This is a genomic window from Flavobacterium sp. GW821-FHT11G01 (assembly GCF_058808175.1).
Genome location: NZ_JBXARK010000002.1, coordinates 601,769 through 620,378 on the forward strand (window position 1 = coordinate 601,769; position 18,610 = coordinate 620,378).

Sequence of the window (18,610 nt, forward strand, 5' to 3'; positions counted from 1 at the left end):
TGATGTGTATTTGATGTGCTTTTTTATAAAAAATGAAAAATATAATTTTTTTCTGTATAATTGTAATGTTTTGAAATTGTGTGCTTTAACTTTTTTTATTAAATTTGATGTAAGAATTTCTAGCCAATAATCATTATGGAAAAATTAAATCGCCCGGTTTATCTTAAACCTGGTACTGATGATTTTTTTAAAAAGATTCGAAAGGAAGTAAATGAAACGGTTTTAAAAAAAACATCTCTGTATCGGTTTAATGTAATTAAGTCTTTAGGACTAGTAGTATTTTTCTTTTTGTTTTATTCTTGTATTTTGTTGTATGGAAACAGTACACTTTTATTGTTTCTATTTTATGTTTTGTGCGGTATAACCATGATTGTACTTTTCATCAATGCATTTCATGATGCTGCCCACGGTGCATTATTCAGGAAATCTAAACATAACGAATGGTTTATGTATGTTTTGGAGCTTTTTGGAGGTAATCATTGGCTCTGGACACGACGTCATATTAATCTTCATCATGCCTATCCGAACGTTCCGGATTGGGATGTTGATATTAAACAAAGCGACATTATTAGGATTTTTCCAAATAGTCCGTTGTTTAATTATCACAAATATCAACATATTTACATGTGGCTTATTTATCCGCTTTATAGTCTGAATTGGATTTATATCAGAGACTTTAAAGATTTTTTCGGGAAGAAAGATAATTATGTAAAAAAAGTGGTTGACAAAATTCCGACCATAGAAATTTATAAAATGTTTGCCGCTAAAATAATTAACCTGGCATATCTGCTTTTTATTCCAATGTTAGTTTTGAATCAACCGTGGTATATGGTTTTATACGCCTGGCTTGCTATGCATATGTGCGGCAGCGCGCTTGGTGTGGTTGCACTTGTATCTACACATGTTGATGAAGATGCACACTTTCCAGGAACAGATGATGAAGGAAATCTATCGGCAACATGGGCGATGCACCAAATGATAGTCACTAAAGATTTCAGTACCAATAGTAAGTTGGCAAATTTTTTATATGGAGGTTTTACGCATCATGTAGCACATCATCTTTTTCCCGGAGTTGGCCATACTTATTATCCTTATATCACTCCAATTATAAGGCGTTATGCCGAGGAATATGACCTTCCTTATACTTCTTATCCATTTTATCATGCTGTGCGATCGCACTTCAGAATGCTGAAAAATAAAGGAGTGCAGGAAAATATTTTGATGACAGGGGAGATTTAAAGAGTAAAGAGTAAAGAGTAAAGAGTAAAGAGTAAAGAGTAAAGAGTAAAGAGTAAAGAGTAAAGAGTAAAGAGTAAAAAGTAAAGAGTAAAAAGTAAAGAGTAAAGAGTAAAGAGTGAAAAAAATATACTAATAGTTTTGTGCAATTTGGCATTATATCAAAATAAAATAACGGTTTAAATACCGCTATTTTATTTTGATCTTTTTTTATTTCTTTTTCGGAATATTAGCATTGAGTTTCTTCGTATTTAAATCCTGCAATAACGAATCTTTTAAAACAATTCTGAAATCATCTTCCGCAAAAACTGTCAGTTTTGATTCGCTAAATTTATATACATTGATTTTGTTGTTTTTTGTATCAATATAAAGATCATATGAATACGTATTGCAATCGTGTTGCTTGCAGCCACTCGCATGCAAAACATCACCTTCTTTTATAAACGGGGTTTCTGTATTCCAGTATTTTACCATTTGGTCGTAATCCGTTCCTAAAAGGGTTTTTAATCTTGGAGTAATACTGCTTTGAGTTAATAAATGGCTTCCAATTACACTTTTGTCTACTAAATTATTTAAGGTATCTGATGGATTAATTACTGCTGAATCTGATTTCAATGCATCTATTTTTATTGAAGTTGAATCCGTTGAAGGAATATCTTTAATCGTTTCTTTCTTGCAGGATATCAAGGTAAAACTAAATGCAAGTATCAATAAATATATTTGTGTTTCTTTGTTCATAGCCTATAGATTTTTGAATTAAATAATTGATTTTTAAAATCTTACTTAGCTAATTTAATTAAAAAACACCAAAATATTATATTAAATCAACTTAAAAAATCAAGTATTATCTTATTTAAAAGCATTTTCATAAATTAAAATTTGCATTATTTATTGCTATATTTACTTTTCAGTAAAGCTTTTCAATTAAAAATACTTGTTCATGTCAAAATTCATCAATTCATTGTTTCTTTTAGTTTCTCTTTTTTTGGGATTTAGCTCCAATGCTCAAAACGAGGTTTATACAAGCGAAGTAAAACAAGATATTGCCGATACCGTTTTTGTAAATCTGAAAGAGTATAGCCAGGATTTTATTTATGATATGAAATATGCAACTGATGATAATTTTTTAAAAGCAAAGGTCTATGATTGTGCCGAATGTTTTTTGCGTTTTAAAACTGTTCAGGCGTTAATTGCCGCCAATAATGATTTTAAGAAAAAAGGTTTTAAAATTAAATTATACGATTGTTACCGACCTTTGTCTATCCAGAAAAAGATGTGGGAAATTGTTTCGAATCCGGAGTATGTAGCCGATCCAAAAAAAGGCTCCATCCATAATAGAGGAGGAGCCGTTGATATTTCATTAGTCGATAATAATGGAAAAGAAGTGGATATGGGTACTCCTTTTGATTTCTTCGGAGAACAGGCCAGTCATAATTATACTAAACTTTCGAGTGAAGTGAAATCGAACAGAAAGTTTCTTAAAAAAGTAATGATTAAAAATGGCTTTAATTCATTTGATTCTGAATGGTGGCATTATAATTTAAAAACAGGTTTAAAAGATAAAGTTTCAAATCAAAAATGGAATTGCGAATAGCTATTCCACACATCTGATGTTTTCCATGAAATAAGTATCTGGTTTATATGTTTTTCCATTCATCTCAGATATTAATTCACTTTTTACGATATAGTCTTCCGTAGTTGTCAGGTATTTAACACGCATGATATTAACCGGAGATTTTTTCAATTCGTCATAACTATCTTTCATAAACACAAAAATTCCTGTGTTTACACGGTTATCAAAACCTTTATCATCACGAATAAGAGTTCCGCAGTTTTCCTGTTCAATGTGCATTAAAGTTACAATTTTACCGTTTTGTAATTGTAAAAAGATTTTTGAGTTTTTGTCAAAGCAATTCGCTTTTATAAAATCTTTACTTTTTTGAATTAATTGTAAATTTAATGTTGGCAAACCATCCGTTTGTGCCAATGAAAAGAATACGTAGCTAAAGGTTCCTCCGAAGTTCTTTTCGCTCATTAAATATTCATTTGTAATTTTATAAGTACCAATAGAATCAGTAACATTGGTACTGTATTCACATGGTTTTTGTGCAAATGCAGTAAGGGTTAAAAGAAAAAAAGTTAGTGTAATTAGTTGTTTCATTTTTAAATTATTTTTCTGCAAATTAAAACTATTTTGTTATCATTTTTATCTGTTGTAAAAAAACAATATAAATTTCCACCATTTTTTATTTTCCACTTTTTTCGAATGTTTTCTACCGTGTCCGGAAAGTTCCGGGTTGTAATGTTTGCCTGCTGATTTAAAAGCTCCGTTTTCATATCATTTTTGTTGTATGAAATCACTTTTTCTATTTCAAAAGATCTCCCCGGAAAATCGATTAACTCTTCAGAAGTATATAAATGGGAGTGTTTGTGAAGTTTATCTATTTTGAAAATAGAACTTACTTCATCAAAACCACCAGATTTCATTATGGCCGAATTGGGTTCGTATAGATATTTTTGAGGTAACCCATACAATGGAAAATCAGATTCATTATCCAAAACAAATTCAAAAGTTTCGATTTTGTCTTTTAAGATATTAGCTGTTTTAATTGTAATTGCGTCTGTATAATGATTGTGAATTTCAAAAAGCAATTCTTTTACTTCGTTTTCCAAAGCAATAATATGAATGTTTTTGACAAATTTTAATTCAGACAAACCAGCTGAAATATCTAATAATGGAGCCGTTTTAATTAATACTGAATCTGTTTTTTCAAAGTAAAAATCCAATAATTCAGGAACATTTGGCAAACAGTCTTTCAGCATAAAAACTTTGCCTTTTGCGTCATTTCTTCTTGAAGGATCAATATAAATCCAATCCCATTTTTGATTCAATTCTTTTAGAATATTGGTGGAATCTTCAGCAAAAAAATCACAATTTGTTACTTGTAATTTCTCAAAGTTATGTTTTACGATTGCTGATAAATCTTCGTTTATCTCACAATGTGCTATTTTTTTAAATCTTTTGGAGAAATAATAATCATCAACACCAAAACCTCCGGTAAGATCAATTAAAGTTTCTCCTGAAATTAAAGAAGCTTTATAAGCAGCTGTTTTTTCAGATGAGGTTTGTTCGACTGATATTTTACTGGGATAAATTATATTTTCAGTCGAAAACCAAGTAGGTAATTTGTCTTTTGCTTTTGTTTTTGCCTCTATTTGGTTCAAAATCAAAATCCAGTCAACTTCAGGAAAAGGATTTTTCTGAAAGGCAAGTTTTGTAGTTGATGCCCCGGTATTTTTAGTTATAAATTCCTGAATGTTTTTACTTAAAAGAGACGAATTCAATGTTAGATTTTTTCAGTTAATACGGAAACAATTTTATTGTCAGGAAAAAATTCTTTTAAAATTACTTTTAGCATGGTAAATACCGGAATTGCAATCACCATTCCAACAATTCCAAAAGTAATTCCGCTAATAAGAGTAACAAGAAATATTTCAAGCGGGTGCGAATTTACACTTTTTGATGAAATTATCGGTTGACTAATATTATTGTCAATAGCCTGAACTAGTAAAAAGCCAATAACTACATATATAGTAGTTGGTAAAATTTCGGATTGAAAATCACTGCCAATCAAACTGATTATGGTTAATATGGCTGCCAGTATAGTTCCGATAATTGGTCCGATGTACGGAATGATATTTAAAATGGCACATAAAAAGGCAATTACAAGAGCATTTTTATTTCCGAAAACCATCAACACAATTAAGTACAAAATAAAGACGACAGTTAATTGAAGTAACAATCCAATAAAATATCGGGTTAGTAAATGATTTATTTTGGTAATAGAATTTAAGATTTTATCTTCATTCGTATCCGGAAGAATTCTTTTGGCGCCTGCTTTAAAATTCTCCTGATCTTTAATAAAGAAGAAGGTGATGAAAAATACGGAGACTAATCCCATTCCCATATCGGCCATAAAACCCATTATTGAGTTTATAAAACTTGTAAAATAACCAAAACTAAAGGCAGTGGTAATTTTCGAATCTTTCAGCACTTTATTCAGATCAACATGCTGAATATTGAAATAGCTTTCTATACTGCGCTCGGTTTCATAGAATTGTTGTTGAAGATTGTTGGTGTCTAATAAAGATAAATTGTTTGCCTGAGAAATAATTAACGGGACAAACAACAAAATGAAACCGATCATTAATAATATAAAAATTATTATTGTAGTGGTTGCGGCTAATGAATTGCTAAACTTTAATTTATTTTTTAAAAATTGAACCAGAGGATTTGCTATGAGACAAAGTATTAATGAAATGCATAAATAAACGATTACTGTTTGAATTTCATATAAAAAATATAAAATGGCAGCAACAACTAAGATTGTAGCTAAAGCTCTTAGAATTCCGTTTGAAATGATTTTTGATGTTATCATGATTAATTTTTAGACTATAAATATAGGAAAAGCTTTTGAAATTTTTAGCGAATAAAAAAAGCGAGATGGTTAGATCTCGCTTTCTTTTTTAATTGATTTTTTTCTTTATTGTCCAAAAGCAGCTCTTGGACCTCCTGAAACAAATATGGCAGCCATTCTGCTTTTTTGCCCTAATGAGAACATGTACATACCGTTATCATCTGTATAATCCATATAGTTCATAGTCATTTCCACAGGTGTTCCTGAGCATGTACTATAATGAGGGTAAGCTGGTACACCATAATTTGCTGTATTGTGCGTAGGAGTATCAGATACTAAATCACTTCCACAAGTAGTATCTCCCCAGATATGACGTAAATTCATCCAGTGACCTACTTCATGAGTACCAGTTCTTCCTAAGTTAAAAGGAGCATTTGCAGCACCAGATAAACCGAAATATCTAGAATCAATTACAACTCCGTCAGTCGCAGATGCTCCACCAGGAAATTGTGCATAGCCTAAAATTCCTCCACCAATAGCGCAAGACCAAAGGTTAAGTTTAGTTGTCGGAGACGTTGGTGCAATTCCGCCCTGAGCCGTTTTTTTCATGGCGTCATTAGTTCCCCAAGAAGTTTTTGTTGTAGATTTTCGGATAACCTGATCTAAAACAAATGTAATTCCTACATTAGCTTTTACTCCTGCAAAAAGTGCCGGAACACTGTTGTAGTCAGAGTTTAAAGCATTGAAATCTTTGTTTAAAACATCAATCTGAGATTGAATTTGTGCATTTGAAATGTTTTGTGCAGTCGTTTTGTATAAAACGTTTACTACAACCGGAATTTCAACTTTACCATTTACTAAACGATTCGTTAAGATTCGATTTGTTGTAAAGGCTTCAATCTCATTCATTTTAATAGCTAACATTGGATCTGCTTTTAATTGCGCTTCAAGAACTTCTTGCGAAGCACAACGACGCTCTGTAGCAGCACTAGCATCTGAACCTGCTGGTTCTGTTTGGTCATTTTGACAAGAAAACAGCACTAAGGCTGTAAATGCGGTAATAAAAACTTTTTTCATAATAATTTGGATTTTTGTTATAAAAAATTAAATTTGGTTATTTATATAACAATTTTATAACAAAATGATTTTCACACCAAATTTTTATAACATTTTTTTTGTGAGAATTTTACAACAGCCCGTACAGCTTGATTCTTACAAAAATTAAGATTAAATTATTAAGAAGTAAATTCGTACAAAGCAATACTTGTAGCTTGTACAACATTCATACTGCTGTTCTTACCAAACATATTAATATGAACAATTTGGTTCGAAATTTTTAAAAGGTCATCTGAAATTCCATCAATTTCACTTCCTACAATAAGTGCAATTTTTTGATTATCAGGAATTTTAACTTCTTTTAATGGTTTACTATTGCTTGCAATTTCCAAAGCAATAATTTCGAAGTTGTTTTGAAGTAAATACGTAATTAACTCTGAGGTTTGTTCTATTATAGTATGAGGTACATGAAGATGAGTACTTCGTGAAGTTTTATTGATTTTTCGAGGTGTAAGTGGAATATCTTTTCCTAAAAAAATAATATTTTCTACACCAAAAGCCTCGCTTATTCTAAATAATGAACCAATATTCTGCTGAAAGTAAATGTTGTCGCAAACCAGTGTTATTGGAAATGTTTTTCTCTCAAATTGATTTTCTTCGTGAGTAAGTTGCACTTTTTTATAATTAATTGGTAAAAATATAATTGATGATATTCGCGCCCATTTTTAAGGCTTTATCACGAACATCAGCCGGATCGTTATGTACTTCAGGATCTTCCCAGCCGTCGCCTAAGTCACATTCGTAAGTGTATAATAAAACGAGTTTGTTTTCTACGAAAATTCCAAAAGCTTGTGGACGTGTACCATCATGTTCATGAATCTTTGGCAAGCCGTTTGGAAAAGGAAATGGTTTTTGAAAAATAGCATGATTTGCCGGAATTTCGACTAAATTATTATTTGGAAATATCTTTTTGATTTCTTTTCGAATGTATTGATCCATTCCGTAATTATCATCAATATGGAGAAAACCTCCGGCAGTCAGATAATTTCTAAGATTAGTCACATCAGCATCACTAAACACAACATTTCCGTGGCCGGTCATATGAACAAAAGGATACGAAAGTAAATCAGGATTGCCTGGTTCAACCGTTGATGGTTTTGGTTTTATTCGGGTATTAATATTGGAATTGCAAAAACGGATGAGGTTTGGTAATGAAGTCGGATTTGCATACCAATCGCCGCCACCGCTGTATTTTAATAGAGCAATTTCTTGTGAAAAGGAAGAAATGGAAACCAATAAAAACAAAAAGAATATTTTTTTCATACCAATTTTAAGATCAGTTAATTTGGAGTTTCATTAAAAAAAACAACACTATGACAGGCTACAACTGCAGCTGTTTCAGTACGTAAACGGGTATTTCCTAACGTAACAGGTTGAAAACTATTTTCTAAAGCCAATGCAATTTCCTTATCTGAAAAATCACCTTCAGGACCAATAAGAATTGTTACGCTTTCATTCGGTTTTAAAACTTCTTTCAGTGATTTTTTGTCGGTTTCTTCACAATGAGCAATCAATTGCAAGCCTTCATTTTTTTGTTTGATAAATTCCTTGAATGAAATTGCTTCATTCAATTTAGGAAAATACGTTTCATTCGATTGTTTCATTGCCGAAAGAATTATCTTTTCAAAACGCTCTAAATTTATCACTTTTCGTTCAGAACGATCACAAAAAACCGGAGTGATTTCCTGAATTCCAATTTCAGTAGCTTTTTCTAAAAACCATTCAAAACGATCATTCATTTTGGTTGGAGCCACGGCTAAATGCAAACGGAATTTTGGTTCTGGAGACTTTTTTATTGATAGCACTTCAACAATACATTTATTGTCAGAAGCCAATGTAATTTCAGTTTCAAATAATAAACCTAAACCATTTGTAACGTGTAAGATATCCGAATCTTTTTTTCGTAAAACCTTTATAATATGACGGCTTTCTTCTTTATCAAAAGAAAAAGTTTCAGTTGTTTCGTCTATATCAGGATTGTAAAATAATTGCATAATTTAAAATTGAATTCGCGCTTTCGAAACTACTGCCTGAGTTTCAAAACGACTTGATAAATATTTTTGATAACCTACAATTCCAATCATTGCAGCATTATCGGTAGTGTATTCAAATTTCGGAACAAAAGTTTTCCATCCGTATTTGCCTTCACTTTCTTTCAATCGCGTTCTAATTCCGGAATTTGCCGAAACACCTCCGCCAATCGCGATTTGTTTGATTCCGGTTTCTTTTACCGCTAATTTTAATTTATCCATCAAAATTTCGATAATAGTATATTGTATAGAAGCACAAATATCATTTAGATTTTCTTCGATGAAATTTGGGTTTTCTAATTTTTTCTTCTGAATAAAATACAAAATAGCTGTTTTTAATCCGGAAAAACTAAAATCCAATCCAGGTACTTTTGGTTTGGTAAAAGCAAACGCTTTTGGGTTTCCTTCTTTCGCATATTTATCGATTAATGGGCCACCAGGGTAGGGAAGTCCAAGAATTTTGGCACTTTTATCAAAAGCTTCCCCAACAGCATCATCAGTGGTTTCACCAATAATTTCCATATCAAAAAAGCCATTTACTTTTACAATCTGTGTGTGACCTCCACTAATGGTCAATGCTAAAAATGGAAATTCAGGTTTATCAAATCCTTCTTCATCAATAAAATGTGCTAAAATATGAGCATGCATGTGATTGACAGCTATTAACGGAATTTGTAATGCCAATGATAGCGATTTACTAAAGGAGCTTCCCACTAATAAAGATCCCATTAAACCAGGACCTTGTGTAAATGCAATGGCCGTTAATTGTTCTTTTTGTACATTTGCTTTGCGTAATGCAGCATCAATTACAGGAACAATATTTTGCTGATGGGCTCTTGAGGCCAACTCAGGTACGACGCCACCATATTGATTGTGGATAAGCTGATTGGCCACAACATTTGAGAGTACTTTATCGTTATGTAAAACTGCCGCAGCAGTATCATCGCAGGAACTTTCGATGGCAAGAATAAAAACCTCTGAATTTTGCATATAAAGGCACGAATTTTGGATTATATTTGACAAATCAAATTTTTAATTTTCTTTGATTGTAAGGAGAAGCCAAAATTAAAGAATTTTTATCAAAAACAGCCGTTCTTTGTCTGTTCAAAGTGAATTTAAAAGAAAACTAAAATTAAGAAGCTATCAAAAAAGTAAAGAAAATAATATCAAGAACCCTAATTGGGTTAATTTTACTTTTGTTGGCACTTGCTATAACACTGTCTTTGCCTATAGTTCAGACAAAAATTGCACAGTACGTTACCAATTCCCTAAATGAAGATTTTAAAACGGATATTCATGTTGATAAGGTCGCTATAAACATTTTTGGTGGTGTTAAACTTAAAAAGGTTTTGATTTATGATCACCACAAAAAAGTTTTAATTTATTCGGATATTATTACTACCGATGTTTTAAGTGTTACGAGATTGCTGGACGGCGATTTATTTTTTGGTGATTTGCGCTTAACAGGCGTAATTTTTAATCTGAAAACTTATAAAGGTGAAACAGAAAACAATATCAATAAATTTATAAAACTTTTTGATTCTGATAAACCTTCCAAAACAAATAAGCATTTTTTACTAACAGCTAAAAACGCTTATATTTCAAAAGGTATATTTTCGGTAGTGGATGAAAATAAAAAAACACCTAAATTTTTATCCTTCACAAAGCTAAATGCTTATATAAGTGATTTTAAATTGTATGGTCCTGATATCAATACAACCATTCATCGCTTTTCATTTTTGGATCATCGCGGTCTTTATGTTTCTAATTTTACCGGAAAATTCAGTTATACTAAAAAACAAATAAAAGTTGAAAACTTAGCTATAAAAACGAAGAGATCGTCTATTTATGGTCAGGCAATTTTAAATTATAAAGTAGAAGATTTTTTAAATTTTACGGATAAAGTAAAGTTTAATGTTAGAATTGATTCGTCATCAATTGCAACAAATGATCTTCGTTATTTTTATGACGGATTAGGTAAAAATCAGCACTTTAAGCTTAAAACAAAGTTAAGCGGACCTCTTAATAATATTAATTTAAGAGGCTTGAGGTTAACAGATACCAACGGTTCGAGAATTGTAGGTACAATTAATTTTAAAAACCTTTTAGGAACCAAAGAGCAAAAATTCTCGATGGACGGTAAGTTTGACAGGTTAGTTTCCAGTTATGATAATTTGGTTGCCCTGCTTCCAATTGTTTTAGGAAAGAGGCTTCCCGAAGAACTAAAAAGAGTTGGTAAATTTACGATTATAGGAAAAGCAAAAGTTTCAACAACGGCCTTAGAAAGTGATTTTAAAATGATTACCGATATTGGTGGCGGCCAGGTTGATTTGCATTTAAATAATATGGATTTTATTGATAAAGCATCTTATTCTGGAAATATTGTCCTTGAGAATTTTGATGTTGGTGCTTTATTAAAAAGAAAAGATATAGGAAGAACAACTTTAAATTTGGATGTTGATGGGGTTGGATTTACTGAAAAATATCTGAACACCGTTATTAAAGGAGATATTGCCAAATTAGAGTATAATAAGTATACCTATAATAATATAGTAGTCAATGGTAACTTTAAATTGCCTTACTATAAAGGGCAAATTTCTGTAAATGATCCTAATTTATCCTTAACATTTGATGGTTTAGTAGATTTAAGCAAGCGTGAAAACAAATATGATTTCCATATCAATGTTGAGAATGCCGATTTGCGAAAACTTAAATTTATAAACGATTCTATTTCGCATTTTACGGGAGATGCAGTTGTTCAGGTTTCAGGAAATTCAATCGAAAACCTTCAAGGAAATATTTATATTAAAGATGCGATTTATCAAAATCCAAAAGCAACTTACGAATTTGACGAATTAACAATCAATTCAAGTTTTGATGCTGATAGATTGCGAACTATAACTATTAATTCTACTGATATTGTTGATGGAAAAATTGTGGGTAAATTTCAGTTCGCTCAATTAGATAAATTGGTAATGAATTCCGTTGGAAGCCTTTATACCAATTATAAGCCTTATAAAGTTAAAAAAGGACAATTCCTGCGTTTCAATTTTCATGTTTATGACAAAGTTGTCGAAATGTTGTATCCTGAAATTAATGTTGATTCCTCTACCGTTGTTCGTGGTAAAATTGATGCCGATTTAAATGAATTTAAATTTAGGTTTAAATCGCAAAAGATTACAGCGGCAAAAAATACATTCGACAATATTCGGGTTAATATTGATAATAAAAATCCACTTTATAATGCATTTATTGAGTTGGATAGTATTAAGACACCTTATTATAAGATACGTGATTTTAGTCTGATTAATGTAACTTCTAAGGACACTTTGTTTGTTCGTTCTGAATTTAAAGGAGGAGAAAAAGGTCAGGATTATTTTAATCTTGATTTGTTTCATACTATAGATAAAAACAAAAATAATATAGTCGGAATAAAAAAATCTGAAATGAAATTTAAAGACTATTTGTGGTATTTAAATGAAGAAGAAGGAGAAGATAATCAGATTGTTTTTGATAAAAACTTTAAGAATTTTACAATTAATAATATTGTTTTGTCTCATGAAGATCAAAAAATTGATTTAAACGGAGTTTTAAAAGGCAGTGATTATAAAGATATTGTACTAAATTTTGAAGATGTTGATATTAATAAAATTACTCCATTAAATTCAAAATTTGTTTTTAATGGTAATTTAAATGGAAATGTAAATTTTAAGCAGAATAAAGATGTATATCAGCCTACAGCATCTATTGTTATTGATCATCTTAATTTAAATAATACCGAGCTGGGAACTTTAGATTTTGATATTTCCGGAGATCAAAATCTGAGAAGATTTACTATAAACTCCTCAATTCATAATGGTTTTACAGAATCGTTTAATGCCAGCGGAAATTTTGCCATTGAAAATAAAGAAACTATACTTGATTTAAAGCTTAAACTCGAAGGGTTTAATTTGGCAACCTTAGGAACAGTTGGTAAAGATGTTTTGTCTAATGTACGTGGTTCTGTTTCTGGAAATGCTGCCGTTGTTGGGAATATTAAAAAACCTGAAATAAACGGAAGGTTATATGTTGAGAAAGCAGGAATGACTATTCCTTACCTGAACGTCGATTATGAGTTAAGCGACAGAACTGTAATTGATTTAACTGATGAGAAATTCTTGTTTAGAAATAATCAATTAACAGACACAAAATACGGAACTAAAGGACTGCTGAACGGTAGTATTGAACACCATAATTTTGGAGATTGGAAATTAGATCTGAACATTAGTTCGAAGCGATTGGTAGCACTCGATACTAAAGACAGTGATGACGCCGCTTATTTTGGTACAGCATTTATTAACGGAACAGCAAGTATTACCGGGCCAACAGAAAGTCTGTTTATAAAAGTTGCCGCTAAATCAGAGAAAGGCACAGAGGTTAAAATCCCTATTAATAATGTTCAGAGCGTTGGTGAGAGCAGTTGGATACATTTTGTAACTCCGAAAGAAAAATACAACTTAGCAAATGGTATTATTGAGAAAACCAGAAACTATGGAGGACTTGAATTAGAATTTGATTTTGATATTACGCCAGATGCCGAAGTAGAGGTAATTCTGGATCGAAATTCGGGTCATGGAATGAAAGGAAAAGGATATGGATCATTATTATTTAAAATTAATACGCTTGGTAAATTTAATATGTGGGGAGATTTCCAGGCATATGAAGGAACGTATAATTTTAAATACGGAGGTTTAATTGATAAAAAGTTTGCGGTAAAAAAAGGAGGATCTATCATTTGGGAAGGAAACCCTATGAAGGCTCAGTTGAATTTGGAAGCTGTTTACAGAACATCTGCAAATCCAGCAGTATTATTAGAAAATTCTTCTTTCAATAAAAAAGTTCCGGTAGAAGTTGTTATTGGCTTAAGAGGAGATTTGGCAAGCCCGGAGCCTAATTTTGATATTCAGTTTCCATCTGTAAGCAGTGTTTTAAAATCAGAGATACAATATAAGTTAGATGATAAAGATGTTCGACAAACTCAGGCTTTATATCTGCTGTCAACAGGTTCATTTATGAGTCCGGACGGATTTAATCAAAGTGATTTATCAGGAACATTTGCAGAAACGGCTGCCAGTTTATTAGGCGGAATTATAAAATCTGATAATGATAAATTTAATATTGATCTGAATTTTATATCGGCAGATAAACGAATAGGTCAGGAAGCAGATGGTCAGTTTGTTGCTAATATTTCATCTCAGATTAATGAGAAAATTTCAATTAACGGAAAAGTAGGTGTTCCGGTTGGAGGAGTAAATGAATCAGCGATTGTTGGAGATATTGAAATACTTTACAGGGTAAATGAAGATGGATCTATGAATCTTCGTTTATTTAATAAAGAAAATGATATTAATTATATAGGACAAGGAATTGGTTATACACAAGGTGTTGGTATTTCATATGAAGTAGATTTTGATACTTTCAGTGAATTGGTAAATAAGCTGTTTAAGAGTCATAAGCTGGAAAGAACTTTAAAAGGCACTTCAGATGATCTGCAAGATTCTAATTTGAATCCTGATTATATTAATTTTTCCAGTAAAAAAGACGCTGATAAAAATAAAAAGAAGGCTGATAAAAAAGAGGAAGAGAAACAACCACAACCTCAAAATAACAATCAGGGATTAATTCCCGATAACGACGATTTTTAAGCTTTTGTTAAAAAAGTATAATTATAAAACCATTCGCTGCAACGAATGGTTTTTTTATGCTAATTTTAGATATTCCAATTTTTTTTTACCTAATTAAGATGGAGCATATTTTTATAACACTTCATTTATGTATTGTTAATTTTAAGGATTTAATTAAAATAAGGTGCTTTTATTATTTTAAATGAATTTTTTTATATCAAAAAACTTATTAACGAAAACGTTTGAATTTAACATATTTTATTAATTTATTACAATCATAGCCTGAAAAGTGGTGAATGTTTGCTAATTTTACACTTTAATACTTAAATAATGCCAAAAACAATAAAAAAAGTTGGTGTTCTGACATCAGGTGGAGATTCGCCTGGAATGAATGCCGCAATACGATCAGTTGTTCGAACATGTGCTTATCATAATATAGAATGCATAGGAATTTATAGAGGGTATCAAGGAATGATCGAAGGAGATTTCAAAGAAATGGGCCCTCGAAGCGTAAATAATATTGTAAACAAAGGTGGGACGATCTTAAAATCAGCCCGTTCTCTGGAGTTTAGAACACCTGAAGGTAGAAAGAAGGCACATGAAAATCTTTTAAAAGCTGGAGTTGATGCTTTAGTTGTTATTGGAGGAGATGGAAGTTTTACCGGAGGTTTAATTTTTAATGCTGAATATGGTTTTCCTGTAATGGGAATTCCGGGTACAATTGATAATGATATTTTTGGTACAACTCATACATTAGGTTATGATACTGCTTTAAATACCGTAGTAGATTGTATTGATAAAATTAGAGATACTGCAAGTTCACATAATCGTCTGTTTTTTGTAGAAGTTATGGGAAGAGATGCAGGGCATATCGCTCTTAATGCTGGTATTGGAGCTGGTGCCGAAGAAATCCTTATTCCTGAAGAAGATTTAGGTTTAGACAGATTGCTAGACTCTCTTCAAAAAAGTAAAGCTTCAGGAAAATCATCAAGTATAGTGGTAATTGCTGAAGGTGATAAAATTGGTAAAAACGTATTCGAATTAAAAGATTATGTTGAAGCTAATTTACCTGAGTACGACGTAAGAGTTTCTGTATTGGGACACATGCAACGTGGTGGTTCACCATCTTGTTTTGACCGTGTACTGGCAAGTCGTTTAGGAGTAAAAGCAGTAGAGTCTTTAATAGAAGGAAAATCAAATTATATGGTTGGACTTCGTGAAGATAAAGTGGCTTTAACACCATTGGAGCAGGCAATTAAAGGTAAATCTGAAATTGATAGAGAATTATTGAGAGTTTCTGACATCATGTCAACATAAAATAAATAAAAAGTTTAAAAGGAAAGAAGTTTATTGTGAGGAAATTAGACTTTAAATTAGTGTAACAAAAACAAAAGCAAAAAATTTAGTAAAATGTCAAAAGTAAAATTAGGAATAAACGGATTTGGACGTATCGGAAGAATCGTTTTTAGAGAAACTTTCAATAGAGATAATGTAGAAGTAGTTGCAATCAACGATTTATTAGATGTTGATCACTTAGCTTATTTATTAAAATATGATTCAGTTCACGGTCGTTTCAACGGAACTGTAGAGGTAAAAGAAGGAAAACTTTATGTAAACGGAAGAAACATCCGTATCACTGCAGAAAGAAATCCAGCTGACTTAAAATGGAATGAAGTTGATGTTGATGTAGTTGCAGAATGTACTGGTATCTTCACAACTATCGAAACTGCAAATGAGCACATTAAAGGTGGTGCTAAAAAAGTAATTATTTCTGCTCCATCTGCAGACGCGCCAATGTTTGTAATGGGAGTAAACCACGAAACTGCAAAAGCTTCTGATTTAGTTGTTTCTAATGCTTCTTGTACTACAAACTGTTTAGCTCCTTTAGCTAAAGTTATTCATGATAATTTTGGAATTGTTGAAGCTTTGATGACTACTGTTCACGCAACAACTTCAACTCAAATGACAGCTGATGGACCTTCTAGAAAAGACTGGAGAGGTGGACGTGCTGCAAGCATAAACATTATTCCATCATCTACAGGTGCTGCAAAAGCAGTTGGAAAAGTTATTCCAGAATTGAATGGAAAATTAACTGGTATGGCTTTCCGTGTTCCTACTGCTGACGTTTCTACAGTAGATTTAACTGTAAAAGTAGCTAAAGAGACTTCTTACGAAGAAATTATGGCTGTTTTAAAGAATGCTTCTGAAACTACAATGAAAGGTATCTTAGGATATACTGAAGATGCAGTTGTTTCTCAGGATTTTATTTCTGATAAAAGAACTTCAATCATTGATGCTACTGCAGGAATTGGTTTGAATTCAACTTTCTTTAAATTAGTATCTTGGTACGATAATGAGTACGGATACTCTAGTAAATTGATTGATTTATCTGTGCATATCGCAGGTTTAAAATAATATTATATATTTTTGCAAAATCCCGTTATTGAATAGTAACGGGATTTTCTTATTTTGTTACGTCTTTAATTAATGTAAAAAATACACTTTTAAATTATTGAAGAAAAACTAATCCAAAAACAAAAAAAAATGAAATTAATAGTTGATAGTGGATCTACGAAAGCCGATTGGATTGCAATTGATGATAATGGAAAAGTATTATTCACAACACAAACTTTAGGGTTAAACCCTGAAATTCTTGACGGTCCGGAAATTGTTGAAAGATTAAACGATCGTTTTGATATATTACAAAACAAAAAAAATGCCTCACATTTGTTCTTTTATGGAGCAGGTTGTGGTACAGACAGAATGAAAATTGCATTGACACAAATCTTTCAGGAGTATTTTGTTAACGCAATTGTTGAGGTTCACGAAGATACTTATGCGGCAGTTTATGCAACAACTCCAAAAGGAGAAGCGGCAATCGTAAGTATTTTAGGAACGGGTTCTAACTGCAGTTATTTTGATGGAAAAGTATTGCATCAAAAAGTACAGTCATTAGGTTATATTGCTATGGATGATTGTAGTGGAAATGTTTTTGGAAAAGAATTAATCAGAAAGTACTATTTCAATAAAATGCCTAAAGAACTAGCTGTTGAATTTGAAAAAGAATATGATTTAGATCCTGATTTTATTAAAAATAAACTATATAAAGAACCAAATCCAAACGCTTATTTAGCGACTTTTGCAAAGTTCTTAATCAAGCATAAAGACACAGATTTCTGCAGAAAAATCATTTTCAAAGGAATGAAATCTTTCGTTAAAAATTATATCAAACAATTTGATAATTGTAAAGAGGTACCTGTGCACTTCGTAGGTTCTATCGCTTTTTATTTAAAAGATGAATTACAAGAAACTTTTGATAAATATGAACTTCAATTAGGAAATGTATTAAGAAGACCAATTGATGGATTAATTGCGTACCATGTTGCTAATCAATAGTTCTGGTTTCATGGAGATTGCGATTATTGCTCACGATGGTAAAAAAGCTGACTTAATTAATTTTTTAATTAAGAATTCAGATGTTTTGCATCATGAAAAAATAAAATTGATCGGTACAGGAACTACTGGAGGAAAAGCAGAAGCAGCGGGTTTTAAGACGCAAAGAATGCTTTCCGGACCTTTAGGTGGTGATGCACAAATTGCAGGAAGAGTAGCGGAAGGAATAACTCAAATGGTATTCTTTTTTAAAGATCCTTTATCGAGCCATCCGCACGAAGCAGATATTAATATGTTGATTCGTGTTTGCGATGTACATAATGTGCCGCTGGCAACAAATGAGGCAACGGCACAATTATTATTAGATGCTATTGCACAGCAATTATAGAAATTTCAACATTTACATTTTTTGGCAAACATGCCACTTGAACCGTTTCACGAGCTGGAGCGGTTTTTTCGTTAAAATAAGATCCGTAAATCGTATTTATAGCGCCAAAGTTATTCATGTCCATGATAAAAATAGTTGCCTTAACAACGTTTTCAAATGTCATATTTGCAGCTTCCAGAATTGCAGCAATGTTTTCCATTACTTGTTTTGTTTCATCATTGATGGTTTCAGTAACAAGTTCTCCTGAAGACGGATTTATTGCAATCTGACCAGAAGCATACAGTGTATTTCCTGATAATACGGCCTGATTGTATGGGCCAATTGGAGCAGGTGCTTTTTCGGTAAAGATGATTTTTTTCATAATAA

Annotated in this window: 17 protein-coding genes; 7 read left to right on the forward strand and 10 right to left on the reverse strand. The window is 31.6% G+C overall.

What is annotated here, in order from left to right; genetic code table 11:
- Positions 1–135 precede the first annotated feature (135 nt).
- Entirely contained in the window at positions 136–1,239 is a 1,104-nt protein-coding gene (locus AC1RRN_RS06415; RefSeq protein WP_492966512.1) for a fatty acid desaturase family protein, read from the forward strand.
- A 207-nt stretch (positions 1,240–1,446) separates the two neighbouring features.
- Here AC1RRN_RS06415 and AC1RRN_RS06420 read toward each other — a convergent pair whose 3' ends face one another.
- Complete coding sequence (locus AC1RRN_RS06420; RefSeq protein ID WP_492966513.1) at positions 1,447–1,974, reverse strand: Ivy family c-type lysozyme inhibitor; 528 nt, start codon at positions 1,972–1,974, stop codon at positions 1,447–1,449.
- 202 nt (positions 1,975–2,176) lie between these two features.
- Here AC1RRN_RS06420 and AC1RRN_RS06425 point away from each other — a divergent pair, with 202 nt between their 5' ends.
- Positions 2,177–2,830, forward strand: coding sequence for a M15 family metallopeptidase (locus AC1RRN_RS06425; RefSeq protein ID WP_492966514.1), 654 nt, complete (start codon positions 2,177–2,179; stop codon positions 2,828–2,830).
- On the opposite strand, the gene AC1RRN_RS06430 is transcribed toward AC1RRN_RS06425, so the two are convergent.
- The 8 genes from AC1RRN_RS06430 to tsaD all read right to left on the reverse strand — a co-directional run bounded on the left by AC1RRN_RS06430 (position 2,831) and on the right by tsaD (position 9,790).
- A complete protein-coding gene (locus AC1RRN_RS06430; protein WP_492966515.1) occupies positions 2,831–3,397 on the reverse strand; it encodes a hypothetical protein in 567 nt (188 codons plus the stop codon).
- Positions 3,398–3,399: 2 nt separating this feature from the next.
- Entirely contained in the window at positions 3,400–4,581 is a 1,182-nt protein-coding gene (locus AC1RRN_RS06435; RefSeq protein ID WP_492966516.1) for a THUMP-like domain-containing protein, read from the reverse strand.
- A 2-nt stretch (positions 4,582–4,583) separates the two neighbouring features.
- Positions 4,584–5,675 carry an AI-2E family transporter gene (locus AC1RRN_RS06440; RefSeq protein WP_492966517.1) on the reverse strand — a complete coding sequence of 364 codons (1,092 nt, stop codon included), beginning with the start codon at positions 5,673–5,675 and terminating at the stop codon, positions 4,584–4,586.
- Between the two features lie 105 nt (positions 5,676–5,780).
- Positions 5,781–6,731 carry a zinc metalloprotease gene (locus AC1RRN_RS06445; RefSeq protein ID WP_492966518.1) on the reverse strand — a complete coding sequence of 317 codons (951 nt, stop codon included), beginning with the start codon at positions 6,729–6,731 and terminating at the stop codon, positions 5,781–5,783.
- Positions 6,732–6,889: 158 nt separating this feature from the next.
- Positions 6,890–7,384, reverse strand: coding sequence for a TrmH family RNA methyltransferase (locus AC1RRN_RS06450; protein WP_492966519.1), 495 nt, complete (start codon positions 7,382–7,384; stop codon positions 6,890–6,892).
- A gap of 10 nt (positions 7,385–7,394) precedes the next feature.
- Positions 7,395–8,033, reverse strand: coding sequence for a DUF4159 domain-containing protein (locus AC1RRN_RS06455; protein ID WP_492966520.1), 639 nt, complete (start codon positions 8,031–8,033; stop codon positions 7,395–7,397).
- A 17-nt stretch (positions 8,034–8,050) separates the two neighbouring features.
- Positions 8,051–8,764, reverse strand: coding sequence for a 16S rRNA (uracil(1498)-N(3))-methyltransferase (locus AC1RRN_RS06460; RefSeq protein ID WP_492966521.1), 714 nt, complete (start codon positions 8,762–8,764; stop codon positions 8,051–8,053).
- 3 nt (positions 8,765–8,767) lie between these two features.
- Positions 8,768–9,790 carry a tRNA (adenosine(37)-N6)-threonylcarbamoyltransferase complex transferase subunit TsaD gene (tsaD, locus tag AC1RRN_RS06465; protein WP_492966522.1) on the reverse strand — a complete coding sequence of 341 codons (1,023 nt, stop codon included), beginning with the start codon at positions 9,788–9,790 and terminating at the stop codon, positions 8,768–8,770.
- A gap of 227 nt (positions 9,791–10,017) precedes the next feature.
- On the opposite strand from tsaD, the gene AC1RRN_RS06470 reads away from it, so the two are divergent.
- The 5 genes from AC1RRN_RS06470 (at position 10,018) to AC1RRN_RS06490 (ending at position 18,244) form a co-directional block, all read left to right on the forward strand.
- Entirely contained in the window at positions 10,018–14,484 is a 4,467-nt protein-coding gene (locus tag AC1RRN_RS06470) for a translocation/assembly module TamB domain-containing protein (protein ID WP_492966631.1), read from the forward strand.
- A gap of 309 nt (positions 14,485–14,793) precedes the next feature.
- Entirely contained in the window at positions 14,794–15,780 is a 987-nt protein-coding gene (pfkA, locus tag AC1RRN_RS06475; RefSeq protein WP_492966523.1) for a 6-phosphofructokinase, read from the forward strand.
- 93 nt (positions 15,781–15,873) lie between these two features.
- The gene (gap, locus tag AC1RRN_RS06480) at positions 15,874–16,878 is read left to right on the forward strand and encodes a type I glyceraldehyde-3-phosphate dehydrogenase (RefSeq protein ID WP_492966524.1); all 1,005 of its coding nucleotides are present in this window, start codon (positions 15,874–15,876) and stop codon (positions 16,876–16,878) included.
- A 129-nt stretch (positions 16,879–17,007) separates the two neighbouring features.
- Entirely contained in the window at positions 17,008–17,859 is an 852-nt protein-coding gene (locus AC1RRN_RS06485) for an N-acetylglucosamine kinase (protein ID WP_492966525.1), read from the forward strand.
- A 10-nt stretch (positions 17,860–17,869) separates the two neighbouring features.
- Positions 17,870–18,244 (forward strand): methylglyoxal synthase, encoded by a 375-nt coding sequence (locus AC1RRN_RS06490; RefSeq protein WP_056194557.1) that lies wholly within the window; start codon positions 17,870–17,872, stop codon positions 18,242–18,244.
- Here AC1RRN_RS06490 and AC1RRN_RS06495 read toward each other — a convergent pair.
- The gene (locus tag AC1RRN_RS06495; protein ID WP_492966526.1) at positions 18,225–18,605 is read right to left on the reverse strand and encodes a RidA family protein; all 381 of its coding nucleotides are present in this window, start codon (positions 18,603–18,605) and stop codon (positions 18,225–18,227) included. The genes AC1RRN_RS06490 and AC1RRN_RS06495 overlap by 20 nt on opposite strands.
- Positions 18,606–18,610: the final 5 nt, after the last annotated feature.